The organism is Bradyrhizobium sp. NP1 (assembly GCF_030378205.1).
Classification (GTDB): Bacteria; Pseudomonadota; Alphaproteobacteria; order Rhizobiales; family Xanthobacteraceae; genus Bradyrhizobium.
The window spans coordinates 6877050-6896347 of record NZ_CP127385.1 but is presented as its reverse complement, the minus strand read 5'-3'; the positions used below and the strand labels follow the sequence as shown (position 1 = coordinate 6896347).

The 19298-nt window shown below is 63.6% G+C and carries 19 protein-coding genes; 11 read left to right on the top strand and 8 right to left on the bottom strand.

Going from position 1 to position 19298, the window contains the following annotated elements; all coding sequences use genetic code 11:
• Window positions 1-479: 479 nt before the first annotated feature.
• Entirely contained in the window at window positions 480-641 is a 162-nt protein-coding gene (locus QOU61_RS33345; RefSeq protein WP_289655417.1) for a response regulator, read from the top strand.
• 203 nt (window positions 642-844) lie between these two features.
• Here QOU61_RS33345 and QOU61_RS33340 read toward each other — a convergent pair whose 3' ends face one another.
• Both QOU61_RS33340 and QOU61_RS33335 read right to left on the bottom strand, forming a co-directional pair.
• Complete coding sequence (locus QOU61_RS33340; protein WP_289655416.1) at window positions 845-1108, bottom strand: hypothetical protein; 264 nt, start codon at window positions 1106-1108, stop codon at window positions 845-847.
• Window positions 1109-1774: 666 nt separating this feature from the next.
• The gene (locus QOU61_RS33335) at window positions 1775-1957 is read right to left on the bottom strand and encodes a hypothetical protein (protein WP_289655415.1); all 183 of its coding nucleotides are present in this window, start codon (window positions 1955-1957) and stop codon (window positions 1775-1777) included.
• A 233-nt stretch (window positions 1958-2190) separates the two neighbouring features.
• On the opposite strand from QOU61_RS33335, the gene QOU61_RS33330 reads away from it, so the two are divergent.
• Window positions 2191-2883, top strand: a complete 693-nt coding sequence (locus QOU61_RS33330; RefSeq protein ID WP_289655414.1) for a Crp/Fnr family transcriptional regulator — start codon at window positions 2191-2193, stop codon at window positions 2881-2883.
• A gap of 765 nt (window positions 2884-3648) precedes the next feature.
• Here QOU61_RS33330 and QOU61_RS33325 read toward each other — a convergent pair.
• From QOU61_RS33325 to QOU61_RS33315, 3 genes are all read right to left on the bottom strand, one after another.
• Window positions 3649-3792: a hypothetical protein gene (locus QOU61_RS33325; RefSeq protein WP_289655413.1), complete on the bottom strand. Its 144-nt coding sequence runs from the start codon at window positions 3790-3792 to the stop codon at window positions 3649-3651.
• 145 nt (window positions 3793-3937) lie between these two features.
• Window positions 3938-5377: a pyruvate kinase gene (pyk, locus tag QOU61_RS33320; RefSeq protein ID WP_289655412.1), complete on the bottom strand. Its 1440-nt coding sequence runs from the start codon at window positions 5375-5377 to the stop codon at window positions 3938-3940.
• Window positions 5374-5961, bottom strand: coding sequence for a DUF1036 domain-containing protein (locus tag QOU61_RS33315; protein WP_289655411.1), 588 nt, complete (start codon window positions 5959-5961; stop codon window positions 5374-5376). The genes pyk and QOU61_RS33315 overlap by 4 nt, the downstream gene beginning before the upstream one ends.
• 197 nt (window positions 5962-6158) lie before the next feature.
• Between QOU61_RS33315 and QOU61_RS33310 the strand changes: the two genes are divergently transcribed.
• Together QOU61_RS33310 and QOU61_RS33305 are read left to right on the top strand one after the other, a co-directional pair.
• Window positions 6159-6461, top strand: coding sequence for a DUF1244 domain-containing protein (locus tag QOU61_RS33310; RefSeq protein WP_289655410.1), 303 nt, complete (start codon window positions 6159-6161; stop codon window positions 6459-6461).
• Between the two features lie 243 nt (window positions 6462-6704).
• Complete coding sequence (locus tag QOU61_RS33305; RefSeq protein ID WP_289655409.1) at window positions 6705-6974, top strand: DUF2312 domain-containing protein; 270 nt, start codon at window positions 6705-6707, stop codon at window positions 6972-6974.
• Between the two features lie 243 nt (window positions 6975-7217).
• Here the strand turns inward: QOU61_RS33305 and QOU61_RS33300 are convergent, their stop codons facing one another.
• From QOU61_RS33300 to QOU61_RS33290, 3 genes are all read right to left on the bottom strand, one after another.
• Entirely contained in the window at window positions 7218-8828 is a 1611-nt protein-coding gene (locus QOU61_RS33300) for a peptidoglycan L,D-endopeptidase MepK (protein ID WP_289655408.1), read from the bottom strand.
• A gap of 284 nt (window positions 8829-9112) precedes the next feature.
• A complete protein-coding gene (locus QOU61_RS33295; RefSeq protein WP_289655407.1) occupies window positions 9113-11287 on the bottom strand; it encodes a L,D-transpeptidase family protein in 2175 nt (724 codons plus the stop codon).
• A 365-nt stretch (window positions 11288-11652) separates the two neighbouring features.
• Window positions 11653-13149 carry a sigma-54-dependent transcriptional regulator gene (locus QOU61_RS33290; RefSeq protein ID WP_289655406.1) on the bottom strand — a complete coding sequence of 499 codons (1497 nt, stop codon included), beginning with the start codon at window positions 13147-13149 and terminating at the stop codon, window positions 11653-11655.
• 118 nt (window positions 13150-13267) lie between these two features.
• On the opposite strand from QOU61_RS33290, the gene QOU61_RS33285 reads away from it, so the two are divergent.
• From QOU61_RS33285 to QOU61_RS33255, 7 genes are all read left to right on the top strand, one after another.
• The gene (locus QOU61_RS33285; protein ID WP_289655405.1) at window positions 13268-15193 is read left to right on the top strand and encodes a M3 family oligoendopeptidase; all 1926 of its coding nucleotides are present in this window, start codon (window positions 13268-13270) and stop codon (window positions 15191-15193) included.
• 74 nt (window positions 15194-15267) lie between these two features.
• Window positions 15268-15528: an AbrB/MazE/SpoVT family DNA-binding domain-containing protein gene (locus tag QOU61_RS33280; RefSeq protein WP_289655404.1), complete on the top strand. Its 261-nt coding sequence runs from the start codon at window positions 15268-15270 to the stop codon at window positions 15526-15528.
• Entirely contained in the window at window positions 15525-15911 is a 387-nt protein-coding gene (locus QOU61_RS33275) for a type II toxin-antitoxin system death-on-curing family toxin (RefSeq protein WP_289655403.1), read from the top strand. Before QOU61_RS33280 ends, QOU61_RS33275 begins: the two co-directional genes overlap by 4 nt.
• 101 nt (window positions 15912-16012) lie before the next feature.
• Window positions 16013-16165 (top strand): aa3-type cytochrome c oxidase subunit IV, encoded by a 153-nt coding sequence (locus QOU61_RS33270; protein ID WP_289655402.1) that lies wholly within the window; start codon window positions 16013-16015, stop codon window positions 16163-16165.
• Between the two features lie 131 nt (window positions 16166-16296).
• On the top strand, window positions 16297-17421 hold the full coding sequence (locus QOU61_RS33265) for a Re/Si-specific NAD(P)(+) transhydrogenase subunit alpha (RefSeq protein ID WP_289655401.1): 1125 nt from the start codon (window positions 16297-16299) through the stop codon (window positions 17419-17421).
• An 11-nt stretch (window positions 17422-17432) separates the two neighbouring features.
• On the top strand, window positions 17433-17750 hold the full coding sequence (locus tag QOU61_RS33260) for a proton-translocating transhydrogenase family protein (RefSeq protein WP_135170766.1): 318 nt from the start codon (window positions 17433-17435) through the stop codon (window positions 17748-17750).
• 145 nt (window positions 17751-17895) lie between these two features.
• Window positions 17896-19293 carry an NAD(P)(+) transhydrogenase (Re/Si-specific) subunit beta gene (locus QOU61_RS33255; RefSeq protein ID WP_289655400.1) on the top strand — a complete coding sequence of 466 codons (1398 nt, stop codon included), beginning with the start codon at window positions 17896-17898 and terminating at the stop codon, window positions 19291-19293.
• The last annotated feature ends 5 nt before the right edge of the window (window positions 19294-19298 follow it).

The following is a 19298-nucleotide window of genomic DNA, read 5'->3' as shown; positions in this document are numbered from 1 at the left end:
GAAGCGTCAGCTCTTGGGGGCACATCGGACCTGTGCTCACGAAGGTCGGGACTTTTAAGCCCAGTGTCCTAAATTGAATTTCGGAGTAATTCGATTTTGTGCATTATCTCAGCGTCATGGTCGCAGACGACGCAGCCACGTTCCGCAAGCAGGCCGAAGAAGCGCGAGCGCATGCTAACCGGGCATTCAGTCAGCTCGACAAAGACGCGTGGCTCCGGGTAGCCGAAGAATGGCTGAAGCTCGCGGTGTCCGCCGAACAGCGGGACCGGAAGAGTCCCAATTAACCTTCGTTAATTTCTTCGAGAAGTGGTCAATATTGGTCAGTATGTCGGGCCGTGAGGATGGAAGGTGGTTGCCATCGCCGGCCCTTCACGGGCATCTACCCGGTGACTGAGAGTATCGCGCTCCCGCCTGATGCAAGGGACTGCATCATGAGCACGTTCTACAAGCCACCATGTCCAAAGTGCAAAAGAACCACAATGCTGGCACGTATCACCCCCGGCACGTCTGGTTTTGGCATCCGAACATTCAAATGCCCTGCCTGTGAAGAAATTCATCAGCGGGTGATCGAGTTCGCCGATCCAATGAAATCTCGCACGACAGCGGGCTGGCTACGCGGTGAATTGCGAGCGCCGACGTAAGACCGCCTCGATCTTCTTTCCATCTGGATCGAGCACAAATCAGCGTAGTAATTTTAATTTGGCCCGCGCAGACTTGGCGCGTGGTTTTCGGCTCCGGCTTGTCCTCCAGCCAGGCGAAGCTCCTTAAGACGCGAGTTTGCGGGGCGGGTCGGTGGTTTTGTCGGACCGATAGACCACGCCCCTGAACTCGCGCCGTCACTTCATTACTTGCAAGTTTTGTCAGCCTTCAAGGCTGCTTCCGCTGATGCATGTGTCGGATGTGCCGTACCGATAACCTTCATGTTGCCACCAGCGGCAGGCTGAACATTGACAACTTCACATTTCATCGTCGCGGTATCTTGAGCCAGGTAGAACGAGGAAGCACCTGATGGCGGCGCTTGACCGATAGTTTTGTCAGTTTTGTCCTGCGCGAATGAAGGTGCCGCGAATGCGAGAATTGCAACCGTCGCTAGAAGAATTTTCGTCATGGTGTCTCCTCCCGTCCGGTATTGGACAGGGAGAAAATAGAGTCAGCCCGATGAAGGTTCCTTGGGCGCGGCTCCTAATTCATTAATCTTTTGGAAGTGAGCGATATTGACCAGCGACTCCGAACTAGCAGGAGCATGTTCGTTACATCACCGCCCCGTACCGGCATCTACCGGTGACTGAGAGTGTCGCGCTCCCGCCTGATCCAGGCGAAGCATCATGCCATCACTTCAGCTTAAGCTTGTAGACGACCAGACTACCAACTCGCAACTTCTTCAGTTACGCCGCCAGATGCTCCGGTACGCTCGGTCGTGGCCGAGAGGATCATCTGAACGGAATCAACGTCGGCAGACCGCCGCTTCGTTGCGCAGCCTCCCTGGAAACAAGGAGTGGCTTGACGCGCATACCGTTTTTGTCATTCGGGAACATCATCGAGATCAAGGCAACGGGCTCTGAAATTAGGACAGAGCAAAAGTGAGCAGCGCGCCGCCGTTGGATAGTGTCAGCTGCAAGGGAAGACCTGAGGCGGCCTATAACGTGAATGCCACAAAGACGAGTGCCCCGATAAGGACAATCGTTCCTGCGACAATGACAACAACGAAAAATCTCGCCATTCCAGCCAACGCCGGGATGACTACATTTGTTGCCGGGACGGCTAGATTTGTTCGTTACGTGGGCGGCTGTAGACCCGGCGATGATAGCCACAGATTGATTTGGGAAGCGGTCTTTAGCTGGCTGGCCTTCCGGAGTAGCTCGCTCTTCAGCTTTCCATGGGGAAGCTTGGCGGCTGCCTGCTTCGCGGCTTCAGATTGCTCGTGCCACTTCTGCTCAACAGTTTTCTTCTTGACCATGATGCAGTCCCCTTACATCAGGCGGGAGCACAACACTCTCAGTCACCGATAGATGCCGTGATGGGCGGTGATGGAGCCAACGTTGGAACCCACCGCTATCTCGGCGCTGTTCAATTTTGCTCACTTTGGAAAAGTTAACGAATTCCCCTCATTACCTATGCAGACTGCTTCATTTCGGCGCTGGGACCGCTATAATACGAGGCGCTCGTTCATCGGAGCTAAGGGAGGCTCCTGTGGGGACGTCAGCCAAAAACGAGTTCGATCCCAAAGCTTTTCTCGCCCGGGTAGGGGCGGGTAAAACGATCCTGAACATCAAAAGGAATCAGCATGTCTTCGAACAAGGAGACGTGGCAGATACGGTTTTTTACATTCAAAAGGGCAGGGTCAAGCTCACTGTCCTATCCGAGCAAGGTAAGGAAGCGGTCGTCGGGATTTTAGAACCGGGCCAGTTCTTCGGCGAGGGCTGCCTGAATGGCCACCCATTGCGCATCGCGACCACGACGGCGATGGAAGAATGTGTGATCACCTCAATCACCAAAGAAGCGATGATCGCCGCCCTTCGTTCCGAGCCGAAATTTTCCGAGCTGTTCATGGCGTATCTCTTGACACGGAACAGCCGAGTTGAAGAGGACTTGATCGACCAGCTTTTCAATTCAAGCGAGAAGCGGCTCGCGCGCCTTCTTCTTCTGCTCGCGCATTTCGGAAAGGAAGGCATACCTCAGCCTATTCTATTGGATATGAGCCAGGAAACATTGGCTGAGATGATTGGAACGACCCGATCCCGCGTGAGCTACTTCATGAACAAATTCCGCAAACTTGGACTCATCAGCTACAATGGAAAGATAGAGGTTCATAATTCGCTGTTGAACGCCGTCTTGCATGAAAAGCCCGAGATAGAGCGGGATGATCCATCAAGCAAAGTCTAACCCAGGGTTGCTCGATGAGCAGATTTTCTCAGAGCGGCTTGCGTCAGCGGTTTCTGCTATTGGCACAAACCGGCTGTTGAAAGTCGGGCAGGGGGCGTTCGAATCAGGTCAGCTTTCGGGGATATTTCGGACTTCGCGCCCGGCCTGGCGACGAGCGACCGGGAGCGAGTGACCCGAACCGGTCATAAGCCGCGGCCGAAAGATAAAGTCTTGTCGTCTGCGGAGGCCCCGTCCGGCGCGTGATCCGAGCCAGGCATTGTTGCAGAGCATGAGTCCGCTTGTGGCCCTACTCGGACTTGCCGCGATGTCCGTTTTCGCGCCGCGCCCTGATCCGTGGCTTCCCGATTTATGACTGCGCGCCCTAACGCACGGCTGCTCGCAGCTCTCATCAACTGATTTGCGCACGGCCGCGCCTCCGAAAGCCGTGGCGAGACCTGAAATCGCGTGCGCGGAAAAGCCGAATTCATGCGACGATTCAACGTGATTTGGGTCGTCCAGTCCTCTCGCGAAAAATAATCCGCTTGTTTCGTCGGGCAAATCAGTGGCTTCAATCGGCGCGTTCCGCGCCCTCAAGAGGGGCGTATCGCGATCGTCACGGACGTCGGCGCGGAATGCGGTGGACGCGGCGGCACCGTTGACGAGCGGCGTCAAAGTGGACGGCGAAGTCGTGTGGTCCTGGCACCCCTGGGCTGGTGCTAAGTTTGCGGATCGCGACGTCAGCCCTATCGGGTTCGACGCGCCGAGATAATCCGCAGGCGACGGTGACTAAAAAGTCATGGACGCCGGGGAGAGCGCGAAGGAAACCGTAAAACCATCGTGCAGGGAAAGCCGGATTGTTTCGGTCAAACCTGTGGTGACTAACTCGTGTGCTTTTTTCGTTGCACGCGAGGCTGCGGGTGCGACCAGCATCCGGCTTTCCCTGCGCCCTCTGTTTTGAGGGACACAAATTTCGCATCACTCGTGCGCGATCGCGCAGCGAGAATGCAAGCTCACGTGCTCCTCAATGTTTGATATTTTGAATCGGAAGATGTGCGCTAAAACTCGTCGCGCCGGCCTAACCCTTTGCCTCGCTCTCGGGGCCGCCGACAGTGGCGATGCGCACCATGTTGGTGGTGCCGGGCACCCCGAGCGGCACGCCGGCGACGACGATCACGCGCTGGCCGGCGCGCACGAAGCCGTCGCGATAGGCGATGCTGCCGGCGCGGTCGACCATGTCGTCCTGGTCATGGGCGTCCTCGGCGACCACGCAATGCACGCCCCAGACTACCGAGAGCTTGCGGCCGGTGGCGAGGTTCGGCGTGATCGCGACGATCGGCGGCTTTGGCCGCTCGCGCGCGACGCGGATCGCGGTCGAGCCCGACGAGGTCCAGCAGATCAGTGCCGGAAGATCGAGCGTCTCGGCGATCTGGCGCGCGGCGTCGGCGATCGCATCTCCCGCGGTCGCTTCCGGCTGCGGCCGCTGCGCCGCCAGCACCTCGCGATAGATCGGATCGCGCTCCACTTCCTCGCCGATGCGGTTCATGGTCGAGACCGCCTCGACCGGATATTTGCCGGCCGCCGATTCCGCCGACAGCATGATGGCGTCCGCGCCTTCATAGACGGCGGTGGCGACGTCGGAGACCTCGGCGCGGGTCGGCACCGGCGCCTGGATCATCGATTCCAGCATCTGGGTTGCGATCACCACCGGCTTGCCGGCACGCCGCGCCAGCCGCGTCATCTGCTTCTGCAGGCTCGGCACGCGCTCGAGCGGCAGTTCGACGCCGAGGTCGCCGCGCGCCACCATCAGCGCATCGGAAGCATCGATGATGTCGACGAGCCGGTCGATCGCCTGCGGTTTCTCGATCTTGGCCATCACGGCGGCGCGGCCGCGGATCATCTTCTTGGCCTCGATCACGTCCTCGGCGCGCTGCACGAAGGAGAGCGCGATCCAGTCGACGCCGGTCACGAGCGCAGCCTCGAGATCGGCGCGGTCCTTCTGCGTCATCGCCGACATCGGCAGGTCGGTGTCGGGCAGGCTGACGCCCTTGCGGTCACTCATCTTGCCGCCGATCACCACGCGCGTCACCGCACGCTCCGGCGAGGTCTCCTCCGCGATCAGCCGCACCTTGCCGTCGTCGAGCAGCAGCGCGTGTCCGGGCCGCAGCGCCGCGAGGATCTCGGGATGCGGCAACTGCACGCGCGTCGTATCGCCCGGCGTCTTGTCCGAATCGAGGATGAAGCTCTGCCCGTTGTGGAGCTGCACCGAGCCTTCGGCGAACGCGCCGAGCCGGAGTTTCGGGCCCTGCAGGTCGACCAGGATGCCGATCGGGCGGCCATAGCTGCCTTCGACGTTGCGGATGGTGGCCACCAGCTCCCGCATCTTGTCATGCGGCGTGTGGCTCATGTTGATGCGGAAGATGTCGGCACCGGCCTCGAACAGGCGACGGATCATCGCGCTATCCGAAGATGCGGGACCCAGCGTCGCCAGGATCTTGATCCGCCGCAACCGTCTCATTGCTTGTTTCCGGGCGCGGCGGCTGGCGGCAAGCCAGATGGGCCCGGAGCGGCCGGCGAATTGTTCAGGCCCGGAACGTTGCCGCCGGGTCCGACCGTTCCGGGAATGCCCGGTACGCGTTGCTGCGCCGGCTGTTCATTCGCATCGGTCAATTGCACGGTCCAGGCGCGCTGCTCGCCGGTGTCGACCTCGAAGAAGCCGGTGCGGTCGAAGCCGCGCGCCAGGCAGTTCTCGGTTCCCCGGATGGTGAATTCCTTGTCGCGCGAGCACATGAAGGCCTGTCCCGACCATTCGCCGCCCCGATCATAGTCGAGCGCGTAAATGTAATAATAGCGGGCAACCAATGTTCCCTTCAGCAGGGTCTCGCAGCTTCGCGAGGAGACGTTCCACCAGCCTTCCGTGGTCCAGCCCTCGGCATCCTTGTAGCCGAGCGCGATGCCGACCCGGCTCGACGTGTTGTTGCAGAGGCGGAAATCGGCCGCGGCCGGGCTCGTCCCCAGGCAAAGCACGGCCAGGCCAAGCGCCGCGATCAGGGCGGCGCAGGAGACGGAAAATCGGGTGGATCGGGAGCGATTCGTGGGCATCATATGCGCGCGAAGCCTATATCACTTCGTTGACGATTTCGCGTGGCGCGGCGGGGGCTGTCAACCGGCGGAGGAGGGACTTTTCGCGATCCGAAAAAGCGCCCTTAACGCCTTGTTTGCGCTGCGATATGGCAAAATTTATGACAAGGGTTAGTTAACATTCGTACCCCCTGTCGCAAACCGCGAGCGAAGCAACCATGGCAATCGACGATCAAACCCGAACCGAGCTTGAAGCGGCAGTCTTCCGCCGCCTGGTCCAGCATCTGCGCGAGCGGACCGACGTCCAGAACATCGACCTGATGAATCTGGCGGGCTTCTGCCGCAACTGCCTGTCCAACTGGCTCAAGGATGCCGCCGACGCCAAGGGCGTGGCGCTCAGCAAGGACCAAAGCCGCGAGGCGGTCTACGGCATGCCCTACGAGATCTGGAAGGAGAAGCACCAGGCCGCGGCGAGCCCGCAAGCGCTCGAAGCGATGAAGAAGACGCATCCCGGGCACTGAAGTCTTCCGGCAAGGCCTGCGTGCCGGCGTGCGGATTTGCGCGAATCCGCGGCGCCTGATTCGCGCGACAAGGGATTTCTCGATTCCGCACACGAAGGTGTGGGCGCGCTGTGGATGAGCGTGATGCTGCCTTGACGGAAAGGCGGCCAATCCACGAGGGTCGCCTGCGAGGAGGGGGCACGCGCGCGAGCGCCGCGCATCCTTCGCCCGCGCAGAATTGCCAGTTCCATACAGGAGTAACAGATGGCCACCTCCGCCGCCGTCCAGGAAGAGCCCGCGACCCGATTTGCCAAGGATCAGCTCAAGGCCATCATCGAGCGGATCGAGCGCCTGGAAGAAGAAAAGAAGACGATCTCCGACGACATCCGCGACGTCTATGCGGAAAGCAAGGGCAACGGCTTCGACGTCAAGGCGCTGCGCACCATCGTGCGGATGCGCAAGCAGGACGCCAACGAGCGCCAGGAGCAGGAAACCATCGTCGAGACCTACATGCAGGCGCTGGGAATGCTGTGAGGCTCCAGGCTCTCGTCCTGACGCGTTTTCTTCACGCGAACCGGTATCCACTTCGCTCGAAAACGCCATAGCCTCGGAGGCTCGCCACATCGGCGATGTCATCCCGGCGCACGGCCGGGATCCATCATCACAAATGTCTGTCGTTGAAGTGCGCTGGGACCGCAGCGTGCCTGTCGCGCGCGCCTGTGATCGGGGGTCCGCGCGTTCGCGAGGACGATAGCGAAATTAGCGGAAAGTGCAGGCTCAGCGCAGCGCCGCGGTGCGCACCACGAACGAGGTGGTCGCGAGCGTCGCGGTGGCGGAGCCGGAGAAGCGATCGCAGCTCATGCCCATCATCGGGTCGTCGGCGAAGCCCATCGTGATCGCGGCCTGCGGCTTCACGAAGAAGGCGCGCATCTGGGTCATGTCGGCATCGCCGAGCATCGTCACCGACATCGCGCTGCTTGCGCTGGGCGCCAGCATCACGATGCGCATCCAGAGATCGTCGGCCTTGCCGGCCGACAGCCGCGTCGCCAGCGCGATGCCGCCGCCCTGCGGGCCCTTGGCCGCGACCGTGTTGATCTCGGTTGAGGCGGTGTCGGCATTGCGGGCCGGGCGGGCGCCGCGCGGGATCGGCGCGCTCGCGGCCACGACATTGCCGCGCTCAACGGCGGACGTCGCGGCCGGCGCGTAGGCGAGCGCCTGCATGGGCGAGGACGACACGCTCGCGGTCGGCTGCGGATCGGAGGCCGCGAGCGCCTCGCGTGCCTTCCGCGCCCAGATCTGGGCGGGCGTCGCCTGCTGCGGCGCAGGCGGGTTATCCCAGAAGCCGCGGGCGTTGATGATGTCGGCGGGCGTCTGCGGCTCGGCTGCTGCGGCGACAGGCGCTGCGGCCGCCTTGGGCTGCGGCTTCGGCGGCTGGACCAGTTGCGCGTCGGCGGAGGCGAGCTGCAGCGTGCCGCCCAATTGCGGCTTGGCGCGCGGCACCGGCACCGGATCAGCCGTCTTCGCGGGCGCAGCGGCGGCCACACTGGTCGGCGCGGGCTTTTCGCCGGCGGCGGGAGCGCTTGCGGCCTCGTCCTCGTCGTCGTTCGCCTTGCCCTTGAACAGGCTGGCCAGGAAGCTTCCCGGCTTGCTGATGGTGGCGGCATCGTCGCCATTGCCGCGGCGTTCGATGTCGGCGCGGGCCAGCTCATAGCCCTTCAGCGGTACGCCATCGGTCGGGACGTGTACGGTGCGGCCGTCGGGGAAAACCTTGGCGAGCTGGTCATGGGTCATCCGCGGCCAGTGGCGGATGCTGCCGGTATCGAGATGGACGAAGGGCGAGCCGGAGGTCGGATAGAAGCCGACGCCGCCGCGCTGCAGGCGCAGCCCGGCATAACGGATCTGCTCGAGCGGCACGCCGGGAATGTAGAAGTCCATCGCGTGCCCGAGCATGTGCTGGCTGTAGCGTGCCACGCCCGAATGCGCGGAGCGGCGGCGCAGCATCGCGTTGGTGGCGGGCGAGCGGTAGGCGGAGATGATCTGGATCGGCGCCTTGCCGTCGACGTCGCGGTAGACTTCCCAGATGATGTCGAACAAATGGCGGTCCATCACCGTCTCGTCCTGGCTGCGCCAGTCGCGGAGAAAGTGATTGATCTTCTTCAGCGCTTCTTCGTCGTAGCGGCCGTCGCGCTTGAAGGTGACGGTGAGGTCTTCGTCGGAATGGGTGTGATGGAAGGAGAGGGTGCGGGTCTCGTTCAGCGCGGTCGCGTCATGGACAGAGCCGGCGGCCGTCAGCAGCAGGAGCGACGTCAAGCCACCGCAGCAGCCGGCCTTGAAGCCTGCTTTGGATAGCGACAGCCCATTGAAGCGGCGCGCGGAGCCAGTCAGCACTATGGAAGCCCACCCAAAATCGCGGAGCGTTCGACCGGTTCTTTCGCTAAACCCCGATGCGAAAGTGGATGAACGCTTTCTTAAAGCGGGAGGGTTAACCGAGGTTTACCTTCCCGCCCCCAAGTTGGTCTTAACCTAATCCGCCGAGTGTGGCGAAAAAGTGCCCTCCGCCCGAAACCAGGTGGACAATGGTTAACGTTAAACGACCTCGCCCGAAGGCGAGATCGTTGATTTTGATGAAGAATTTACGAGAAAGCCGGGCCGCCCGAGGACGGCCCCGTAGCTTAGCGGGTGATCACCCGGCGCGGCGGCACGAGGCGGCGTCCACCGACTGGGGCCGGCGGCGTCGGCGCGCCGAACAGGCGCTCGAAGAACGACGGGCCCGAGGAGAAGGTGTTGTCGCTGGCAAAGGCGACACCGGGCGGCAGGCTGCTTCCGGGCGGGCGCGAATAGCTCGGCTGCGCATGCGCGACCACGTTCTCGAGGTCGCGACCCCTGGCATTCTTCAGGATCGCGATCATGGTGGCGTCGCGGCCGTAGATGTCCTTGCGGAATTGCAGCTTGCCGGCGTCATCCACGAAGGCGGTCTGGTAGGTGATGTTGACCGGGATCGGGGTCGGGAATTTCAGGTCGATCTCGCTGCGGCCGTACATGCTCTTGATCCGCTCCGGCGTCCAGCGCTCCTGCGGCATGGCGATGTTGAGCAGCACGGAGGCGTACTGGTCCGGATTCTGCACCCGCATGCAGCCATGGCTGAAGGCGCGCTCTTCCTTGGCGAACAAATACTTGTCCGGCGTGTCGTGCTGATAGACCAGGAACTTGTTCGGGAAGTTGAAGCGGATGCGCCCGAGCGCATTGGCCTCGCCCGGCGGCTGCGAGATGTGCACCGAACCGTCGCGGCCGCGCTCGAGCTTCAGGCCCATCCGCTCCAGCACGGTCGGATCCTGCTGCAGCGCCGGCAGATACTCGTTGTAGATGATCGACGGCGGCACGTTCCAGGTCGGGTTGACCGTGATGAATTTCATGGTCTCGCTGAGCAGCGGCGTGGCATGGACGCCGGGCTTTCCGGTCACCACGCGCGTGGTCCAGACCTGGCCGCCGTTCTGCATCACCTTGAGCGTGTAGTCGGGGATGTTGAGGATGACATAGGCGTCGCCGATTCCGGGCGCGCCGAGGTCGCGCGGCAGCCAGCGCCAGCGCTCCATGTTGACGAGGATGGTGTCGATCTGCTTGTCGCGCTTCGGGCTGTTGATCGCGGCAACGGTGCGGTCATCGAGCACGCCGGTCGCCTTCAGCCCGGCGTTCTCCTGGAATTTCCGCACTGCGTCGGCGACCTTGGCGTCGTAATGGGTGTCGTCGGGATTTTCGCTGACGCCGAGCTTGGCGCGAAGCTGCGGCACCCGCTCGTCTTCCATCACGACTTCCGCCTGCTTCTTGCCGCGGGCGGGCGTGTATTTAAGGGCCGGACCATCGGCGAGCTGCACCACGGGGCCTTCGCCCTGGCCGCGCAATTCGGCGAGCTTCTTCTTCAGCTCCTTGTAGAGCTTCTGCGGCGGATTGTAGCCGTCGAGCGCGACGGAGGCGTCCTTTGCGCCCGTGACGTTGGCGAGCACTTCCGTGGGATCGGTCGGGTGCTCCGGATACTGGATGTCGCCGGACACCTGCGAAAAGTGCATGCGGCCGCTCTGCGCCTGGCGCGCATAGTCGAGCATGCTCGCGGTCAGCTTGAGGTCGGCGTCGGCAAGCGCGTCAGGCGTGGTGGCGGCCTTGAAATCCGGCACCGGATAGTCGGCCGCGTTGAGGCCTTCGGAGGCTGCGTCCTTCAGGCGCGCGATCACACCCTTGGCGCTCTCGGTGAGGCTGCCTGCCTGGGTCCAGACCGGCGCAAAGTCGCGCGCGGTATAAAACTTCTCGACCGCCGCGCGCTCGGCCTTGCGGTCGAAATAGCGCTGCGACTTCGCGGCATACAGATCCTTCAGCTTTTCGGCGACCGGCTGGTCGGCTGCCGGCACCGAGCTTGCGGCCTTCACCGGCTCGGGCGCGGGCTGCTTGGCGACATCCTTCGGCGGCTCGGCCGGCGTAGCGGAAGGCGTAGCCGCGCTGTTGGTCTTGGCGGCATCGCTTGCGGGCGTGGTCGCCACGTCGGCCGGTTTGGTTTCCGGCGTCTTCGCGGCTTCGGTCTTGCTTGTATCGATCCTGCTGGTGTCGATCTTGGGCGCGTCGGTCTTCGCGGCATCAGGCACGGACGCGGTCGCGTCCATCTTGAAATCGCTCGCGGTCGGCGGCGGGACGTTGGCAGGCTCCGGCATCGGAACGGCGGCTTCGATGGCGAGCTCGGCGGCGGAGCTGCGCGCCTGATCCTGGGCGAGCACAGAGCTTGCAGACACTGTAAGGAAGGTCGCGGCGACGGCCATCAGGACGCGGTCGAACCCGCCGCGGTTAGTCGAACAGTCTCGCATTGTCGTCACACCTCTGGGGTGAAACCGCCCCGGCCAGGAGCAGTTCCGTGAAGTTTGTCGGTCAAGGTTTTGGTGAAAACGCCCGCCCTTTTTTGGATCGCCACGCCTGCACGCAACGAGTCAACGCAGACGATACATAAGCCCCTTTCATGCAGCCAGCGCCATGCGGGGGTACTCACGACAAACTGACCTCAAAACCAACGCTTTGCACTCGGACTGCGCGTTTTTGCCACGCTGACTGCATTTTGTCTGTCACTTCCGGGTCACGGTTCGAATGTTCCGGACATCCTTAGGATCAGGCACGACTGAAGCCTATTCCGCGAGGCTTGGCCGACACCGAAGCGCCACAATCCGACCGCTGCGACCTAGCCGGTTTGCGCGCTGTCGTCTGAGGCCGTCTCGTCGGTCGCGGTAGCCTCATCGAGTTTGCGGTAGAGTGTGGAGCGCCCGATTTTCAGCCGCCGGGCGACCTCCGACATCTGGCCGCGATAATGCGCGATCGCGAACCGGATGATCTCGTTCTCCATCTCCTCGAGCGGCCGCACCTCGCCGGCGCTGGTCAGCATGCTCAGCGTGCCGTTCGCGGGCAGCGGCGCTATAGGTATTTCATTACCGGACACCATGGCGGGCATCGCGGGCGCGATCACCAGCGGCTCGTGATGGGCCTCCGGCGCAAGCGGCGGATGCGCCGCAGCGACCGGGAAGTCGGCGAGGCCGAGCTGATCGCCCTCGCTCATGACGACGGCGCGATAGACCGCGTTCTCGAGCTGGCGGATGTTGCCGGGCCAGTCCAGCGTTGCGAGGTGCGCCGCCGCTTCCCCGGTGATGCCGGAAATCGCGCGGTTTTCCTCCGCCGCGAAGCGCGCGAGGAAATGTCGCAGCAAATGCGGGATGTCGTCGCGCCGCGCCCGCAGGGGCGGGATGGTCACCGGCAGCACATGCAGGCGATAGAACAGGTCCTCGCGGAATTGCCCGGCCTTGACGCGATCGAGCAGCCTGCGGTTGGTCGCGGAGACGATGCGCACGTCGACCTTGACCGGCTTGCGTCCGCCGACCGCTTCGACCGCGCCTTCCTGCAGCGCGCGCAACAGCTTGACCTGCGCGGCGAGCGGCAATTCGGAGATCTCGTCGAGGAACAGCGTGCCGCCATGCGCCTCGACGAACTTGCCGGTGTGGCGTTCGGTGGCGCCGGTGAAGGCGCCCTTCTCGTGGCCGAACAGGATCGATTCCACGAGATTGTCGGGGATCGCGCCGCAATTGACCGCGACGAAGGGCTTTGACTTGCGCTCGCCAGAACCATGGATGGCGCGCGCGAACATCTCCTTGCCGACGCCGGATTCACCCTCGAGCAGCACGGGAATCGACGAGCCTGCCGCCTTCTGCGCGGTGCGCAGCACGCCAGCCATCGCCTCGCTGCGGGTGATGATGTCGGCAAAGGTCAGCCGGCCCTCGCGCGAGTGGCGGATGCGCTGCAATTCGCCCTTGAGCGCGGAGGTGTTGAGCGCGTTGCGCAACGAGACCTGCAGCCGCTCCATGCCGACCGGCTTGACCACGAAATCCTGGGCGCCGGCGCGCATCGCCGAGACCACATTGTCGATGCCGCCATGCGCGGTCTGCACGATGACAGGGACGGAAAGGCCCGCTTCACGCATTTTTGCGAGCACGCCCATACCGTCGAGGCCGGGCATCACCAGATCGAGCACCATTGCGTCGATGGCGGGTCCGTCCGCGGCGGTCAGCGCCGCCATCGCGGCGTCGCCGCCGTCGACGATGACGGCCTCATAGCCGCATTTCTGCACCATGTTTTCGACCAGGCGGCGCTGTACCGCGTCGTCGTCGGCGATCAAAATGGTGGCAGCCATGGCTTTCCCCGCACGCTACAACTATCTGTCTCGAATCGGGGCACTCTGGCGGAAGCCGCTTAACGCCCTCTTAAGCGTCGGCCTCCCGCCGTCCGTTTGAACACAGGTTTCGATCACGATGATTTCGCGCGCCACCTCTGCTCTCCGCAAGCCCGCCTCCAAGTCCAACAGCACCAAAAAAGCCGCAGCCGGAAAAACCGCGGTCAAGAAGGCCGTCGCCAGGCAGACCATCGCGAAGGCTGCGGCGAAACCGGTGCCTGCGGCCAAGGTCGGCAAATTGCCCGAGTGGAATCTCGCCGACCTCTATTCCGGCATCGACGCGCCGGAGGTGGCGCGCGACCTCGATAGACTGGACGCCGATTGCGTCGCGTTTGAGACCGACTACAAGGGCCGGCTCGCCGAGGGCACGGACCGGGACGGCGGCGGCCCATGGCTGGCGGCCGCCGTGCGCCGCTACGAGGCGATCGACGATCTCGCCGGACGGCTCTCGTCCTATGCGGGCCTCATCCATGCCGGCGACAGCGTCGATCCCGCGATCTCGAAATTCTATGGCGACGTTTCCGAACGGCTGACCGCGGCGTCGCTGCATCTGCTGTTCTTTGCGCTCGAGCTCAACCGCATCGACGATGCCGTGCTGGAGCGGGCGATGCAGGCAGCGGAGCTCGCGCATTACCGGCCCTGGATCGAGGACCTGCGCAAGGACAAGCCGTATCAGCTCGAGGATCGCATCGAGCAGCTGTTCCACGAGAAATCGCAGACCGCCTATTCGGCCTGGAACCGGCTGTTCGACCAGACCATCTCGGCGCTGCGCTTCACGGTCGCAGGCAAGGAGCTGGCGATCGAGCCGACGCTGAATCTGCTGCAGGACCGCGACGGCAAGAAGCGCAAGGTAGCGGCCGAAGCGCTGGCGAAGACCTTCAAGGCCAACGAGCGCACCTTTGCGCTGGTCACCAACACGCTTGCCAAGGACAAGGACATTTCAGACCGCTGGCGCGGCTTTGCCGATGTCGCGGATTCCCGCCATCTCTCCAACCGCGTCGAGCGCGAGGTGGTCGATGCGCTGGTGGCCTCGGTGCGCGCCGCCTATCCAAAACTGTCGCACCGCTACTACCGGCTGAAGGCCGGCTGGTTCGGCAAGAAGAAGCTGCCGCATTGGGACCGCAACGCGCCGTTGCCGTTTGCCGCGACCGGCTCCATCGCCTGGCCGGAGGCGAGGGACATGGTGCTGTCGGCCTATCGCGGCTTCTCGGTCGAGATGGCCGCCATCGCCGAGCGCTTCTTCACCGATCGCTGGATCGACGCGCCGGTGCGGCCCGGCAAGGCGCCGGGCGCTTTCTCGCATCCGACCACGCCCTCGGCGCACCCTTACGTGCTGATGAACTACCAGGGCAAGCCGCGCGACGTGATGACGCTCGCGCACGAGCTCGGTCACGGCGTGCATCAGGTGCTGGCCGCGAGGAACGGTCCCCTGATGGCGCCGACGCCGCTGACGCTGGCCGAGACCGCGAGCGTGTTCGGCGAGATGCTGACCTTCAAGCGGCTGCTCGGGCAGACCAAAAATCCGAAGCAGCGCCAGGCGCTGCTTGCCGGCAAGGTCGAGGACATGATCAACACGGTGGTGCGGCAGATCGCGTTCTATTCCTTCGAGCGCGCGATCCACACCGAGCGCAAGAACGGCGAGCTGACCGCCGAGCGCATCGGCCAGATCTGGCTGTCGGTGCAGAGCGAGAGCTTGGGTGCCGCGATCGAGATCCGCCCCGGCTACGAGAATTTCTGGATGTACATCCCGCACTTCATCCACTCGCCGTTCTATGTCTACGCCTATGCCTTCGGCGACTGCCTCGTGAACTCGCTCTATGCGGTCTATGAGCACGCGCAGGAAGGCTTTGCCGAGCGTTACCTGGCAATGCTCGCGGCCGGCGGCACCAAGCACTATTCCGAACTGCTCAAGCCGTTCGGGCTGGATGCCAGGGACCCGAAGTTCTGGGACGGCGGGCTGTCCGTCATCGCGGGGATGATCGACGAGCTGGAATCGATGGGCTGAGCAAGGTTGGCGTAAAACATCTGTTGAACGGGCGATGAGGGTGTGTTATACGTTCTGTATAACGGAGTTGCGCCATGGCCGATGCCCCCAAAGATCAGAAAGCTGAATCCAAGACCTTGCAGGTCCGGAGGATCGGCAATTCCATCGGTTTCATATTGCCGAAAGAGACGGCCGCGCGGCTGGACCTTAAGGAAGGCGACCGGCTGTTCGTGGTCGATCAGCCGGGTGGCGGTTTCGTCCTCACCCCGCATGACCCGGATTTCGAGAAGGCGATGGAAGTCGCGCGGCGCGGCATGAAGCGCTATCACAACGCGCTGGCCGAGCTGGCCAAATGACCGAGCCGTTCTGGCTCACCCGGCAGATCATTGTCGCGATACACGACGAGCAGCTTGCGATCCATGGCGGCGCCCGAGGGCTGCGCGATGAAGGCATGCTGGAGTCGGCGCTCGACCGGCCAAAGAATCGATGGTCCTACGAACGCGCAGGGCTCGCCGAGCTGGCTGCGGCCTATGCCTTCGGCATCGCGCGGAATCGCCCATTTGTCGATGGCAACAAGCGGACATCGCTGCTGGCGCTCTATACGTTTCTCGGCGTCAACGGCATCGACTTCATCGTGCCTGAGGCCGATGCGGCCGCCATGATCCTCGCGCTGGCGGCAGGCGAGGTGAACGAAGAAGGACTCACCAGATGGATTCGGGACAATTGGCCGCGCGAATGAGCCGATAGGCGGGCAAAGGTCCTAGTCATGCCGTTGCCCCGCCATTCGGTTTGCGCTAATTCGACCCCGGAACGCACACCGATTACTGACTGGGGACAGCCATGGCAGACCATAGCGAAGTGGCCTACACGACCGCCGACGGCAACGATTATGCCGAGCATGAGGCGACCTATGAGGGCTTCATCAAGCTCGTGAAATACGGCAGCGCGAGCGTCGCCCTCATCCTCATCCTGATGGCGATTTTCCTCACCTGAAAATTCCATTCGGGCGCCGCGCAACGCGTCGCGACGTCCGACCGTTTGTACAAGCGCCAGCCGCAAACTGCTATCCGTCCCTGCGGAACTGGCGCTAGTCTGAGCGCGCATCTTGCGCCGCCGGAGGCCTCATGAAGATTGCCGTTGCCAAGGAAATCGATCCGTCCGAGCCGCGGGTCGCGGCATCGCCCGACACGGTGAAGAAACTGAAGGCGCTGGGCGCCGAGGTGGCCATCGAGCCGGGTGCCGGCATCAAGTCGGGCCTGCTGGATTCCGACTTCACCGCGGTCGGCGCGACGGTTGCCGCCGATGCGACAAAGGACGCCGACATCGTCATCAAGGTGAAGCGGCCGGAAGCCTCCGAGCTTGGCAACTACAAGCGCGGCGCGCTCGTGATCGCCATCATGGACCCCTACGGCAATGAGGCGGCGCTGAAGACGATCGCGGATGCCGGCGTCGCGGCGTTTGCCATGGAATTGATGCCGCGCATCACGCGCGCGCAGGTGATGGACGTCTTGTCCTCGCAGGCCAATCTCGCCGGCTATCGCGCCGTGATCGAGGCGGCCGAAGCCTTCGGCCGCGCCTTCCCGATGATGATGACGGCGGCCGGCACGGTGCCCGCCGCCAAGCTGTTCGTGATGGGCGTCGGCGTGGCCGGCCTGCAGGCGATCGCCACCGCCCGCCGGCTCGGCGCGATCGTCACCGCGACCGACGTGCGGCCGGCGACCAAGGAGCAGGTCGAATCGCTCGGCGCCAAGTTCCTCGCGGTCGAGGACGAGGAATTCAAGAACGCGCAGACCGCCGGCGGCTACGCCAAGGAGATGTCGAAGGAGTACCAGGCCAAGCAGGCCGCGCTCACCGCCGAGCACATCAAGAAGCAGGACATCGTCATCACCACCGCGCTGATCCCGGGGCGGCCCGCGCCGCGGCTGGTCTCGAGCGACATGGTGAAATCGATGCGGCCGGGCTCGGTCCTTGTCGATCTTGCAGTCGAGCGCGGCGGCAATGTCGAGGGCGCCAAGGCCGGCGAGGTGGCCGAGGTCGATGGCGTCAAGATCGTCGGCTACACCAATGTCGCGGGCCGCGTTGCTGCGTCCGCCTCCGCGCTCTACGCGCGCAACCTGCTCGCCTTCATCGAGACACTGGTCGACAAGTCGACCAAGGCGCTCGCCGTGAACTGGGACGACGAGCTGGTGAAGGCCACCGCGCTGACCAAGGACGGCGCCGTCGTCCATCCGAACTTCCAGCCGAAATAAGGAGAAAAGCCATGGAGCATGTCGCGCAGGTCGTCGACCCCTTCGTCTTCCGGCTGTCGATTTTCGTGCTGGCGGTGTTCGTCGGCTATTTCGTGGTGTGGTCGGTGACGCCGGCCCTGCATACGCCGCTGATGAGCGTGACCAACGCGATCTCCTCGGTGATCGTGGTCGGCGCGCTGCTCGCGGTCGGCGTCGGCATGGTCTCCAGCGGCTCGGGCTGGGCGCGCGGCTTCGGCTTCGTCGCGCTGGTCTTCGCCTGCGTGAACATCTTCGGCGGCTTCCTTGTCACCCAGCGCATGCTGGCGATGTACAAGAAGAAGGCCAAGTGAGTGGAATGAAGGTTTTTGAACAGAATTCGTCATGCCCCGCGCAGGCGGGGCATTCAGGACGCCGCGACACTGCGTTTCGATACGATCGTTGCGGGGTACCGGATCATCCGCCTTCGCGGATGATGACCGGAGAGGGGGCTCGTCGATGAACGCCAATCTGTCTGCATTTCTTTATCTCGTGGCGGGTGTGCTGTTCATCCTGTCGCTGCGCGGCCTGTCGAGCCCCGCCACCTCGCGGCAGGGCAACCTGCTCGGCATGATCGGCATGGCGATCGCGGTGGGCACCACGCTCGCCTCGCATCCGCCGGCTGACGGCGTCGCCTGGCTGCTCGTCATCGTCGCCATCGCGATCGGCGGCAGCATCGGCGCGGTGATCGCACGCCGCGTACCGATGACGTCGATGCCTGAACTGGTCGCCGCCTTCCACTCGCTGGTCGGCATGGCCGCGGTGCTGGTTGCGGCCGGCGCGTTCTATGCGCCGGAGGCCTTCGACATCGGCACGCCCGGCCATATCCATCCGCAGAGCCTGGTCGAGATGTCGCTGGGCGTCGCCATCGGCGCCCTGACCTTCACCGGCTCGGTGATCGCGTTCCTGAAGCTGTCGGCCCGCATGAGCGGCGCGCCGATCATCCTGCCATTCCGCCACATCATCAACATCGCGCTCGCCATTGCGCTGGTGGTCTTCATCGTCGGCCTGGTTCTCTCCGGCAGCGCGCTCGACTTCTGGCTCATCACCATCATCGCGCTTGCGCTCGGCGTGCTGATGATCATCCCGATCGGCGGCGCCGACATGCCGGTCGTGATCTCGATGCTGAACTCCTATTCGGGCTGGGCCGCCGCCGGCATCGGCTTCACGCTCGGCAACTCGGCGCTGATCATCACCGGCGCACTGGTCGGCTCGTCGGGCGCGATCCTGTCCTACATCATGTGCCACGCGATGAACCGCTCGTTCATCTCGGTGATCCTCGGCGGCTTCGGCGGCGAGACCGCGGCGGCCGGCGGCGGCAGCGGCGAGCAGAAGCCTGCAAAGCTCGGCTCGGCCGACGATGCGGCCTTCATCATGAAGAACGCCTCGAAGGTCATCATCGTGCCCGGCTATGGCATGGCGGTGGCGCAGGCCCAGCACGCGCTGCGCGAGATGGCCGACCTCCTGAAAAAGGAGGGCGTCGAGGTCAAATACGCGATCCACCCCGTCGCCGGCCGCATGCCCGGCCACATGAACGTGCTGCTCGCGGAAGCCAATGTGCCCTACGACGAGGTGTTCGAGCTCGAGGACATCAACTCGGAATTTGCCCAGGCCGACATTGCCTTCGTGATCGGCGCCAACGACGTCACCAACCCGGCCGCTGAAGAGGACAAGACCTCGCCGATCTACGGCATGCCGGTGCTACAGGTCTGGAAGGCGGGCACGGTGATGTTCATCAAGCGCTCGCTGGCCTCCGGCTATGCCGGCATCGACAATCCGCTGTTCTACCGCGACAACACCATGATGCTGCTCGGCGATGCCAAGAAGGTGACCGAGAGCATCGTCAAGGCGATGTGAGAGAT

Excerpts from the sequence above, each read along its gene's own strand:
- QOU61_RS33345 (WP_289655417.1), top strand. The coding sequence starts at position 480 with ATGCTGGCACGTATCACCCCCGGCACGTCTGGTTTTGGCATCCGAACA.
- QOU61_RS33340 (WP_289655416.1), bottom strand. The coding sequence starts at position 1,108 with ATGACGAAAATTCTTCTAGCGACGGTTGCAATTCTCGCATTCGCGGCA.
- QOU61_RS33335 (WP_289655415.1), bottom strand. The coding sequence starts at position 1,957 with ATGGTCAAGAAGAAAACTGTTGAGCAGAAGTGGCACGAGCAATCTGAA.
- QOU61_RS33325 (WP_289655413.1), bottom strand. The coding sequence starts at position 3,792 with ATGCTGGTCGCACCCGCAGCCTCGCGTGCAACGAAAAAAGCACACGAG.
- pyk (WP_289655412.1), bottom strand. The coding sequence starts at position 5,377 with ATGAGACGGTTGCGGCGGATCAAGATCCTGGCGACGCTGGGTCCCGCA.
- QOU61_RS33315 (WP_289655411.1), bottom strand. The coding sequence starts at position 5,961 with ATGCCCACGAATCGCTCCCGATCCACCCGATTTTCCGTCTCCTGCGCC.
- QOU61_RS33310 (WP_289655410.1), top strand. The coding sequence starts at position 6,159 with ATGGCAATCGACGATCAAACCCGAACCGAGCTTGAAGCGGCAGTCTTC.
- QOU61_RS33305 (WP_289655409.1), top strand. The coding sequence starts at position 6,705 with ATGGCCACCTCCGCCGCCGTCCAGGAAGAGCCCGCGACCCGATTTGCC.
- QOU61_RS33295 (WP_289655407.1), bottom strand. The coding sequence starts at position 11,287 with ATGCGAGACTGTTCGACTAACCGCGGCGGGTTCGACCGCGTCCTGATG.
- QOU61_RS33290 (WP_289655406.1), bottom strand. The coding sequence starts at position 13,149 with ATGGCTGCCACCATTTTGATCGCCGACGACGACGCGGTACAGCGCCGC.
- QOU61_RS33285 (WP_289655405.1), top strand. The coding sequence starts at position 13,268 with ATGATTTCGCGCGCCACCTCTGCTCTCCGCAAGCCCGCCTCCAAGTCC.
- QOU61_RS33280 (WP_289655404.1), top strand. The coding sequence starts at position 15,268 with ATGGCCGATGCCCCCAAAGATCAGAAAGCTGAATCCAAGACCTTGCAG.
- QOU61_RS33275 (WP_289655403.1), top strand. The coding sequence starts at position 15,525 with ATGACCGAGCCGTTCTGGCTCACCCGGCAGATCATTGTCGCGATACAC.
- QOU61_RS33270 (WP_289655402.1), top strand. The coding sequence starts at position 16,013 with ATGGCAGACCATAGCGAAGTGGCCTACACGACCGCCGACGGCAACGAT.
- QOU61_RS33265 (WP_289655401.1), top strand. The coding sequence starts at position 16,297 with ATGAAGATTGCCGTTGCCAAGGAAATCGATCCGTCCGAGCCGCGGGTC.
- QOU61_RS33260 (WP_135170766.1), top strand. The coding sequence starts at position 17,433 with ATGGAGCATGTCGCGCAGGTCGTCGACCCCTTCGTCTTCCGGCTGTCG.
- QOU61_RS33255 (WP_289655400.1), top strand. The coding sequence starts at position 17,896 with ATGAACGCCAATCTGTCTGCATTTCTTTATCTCGTGGCGGGTGTGCTG.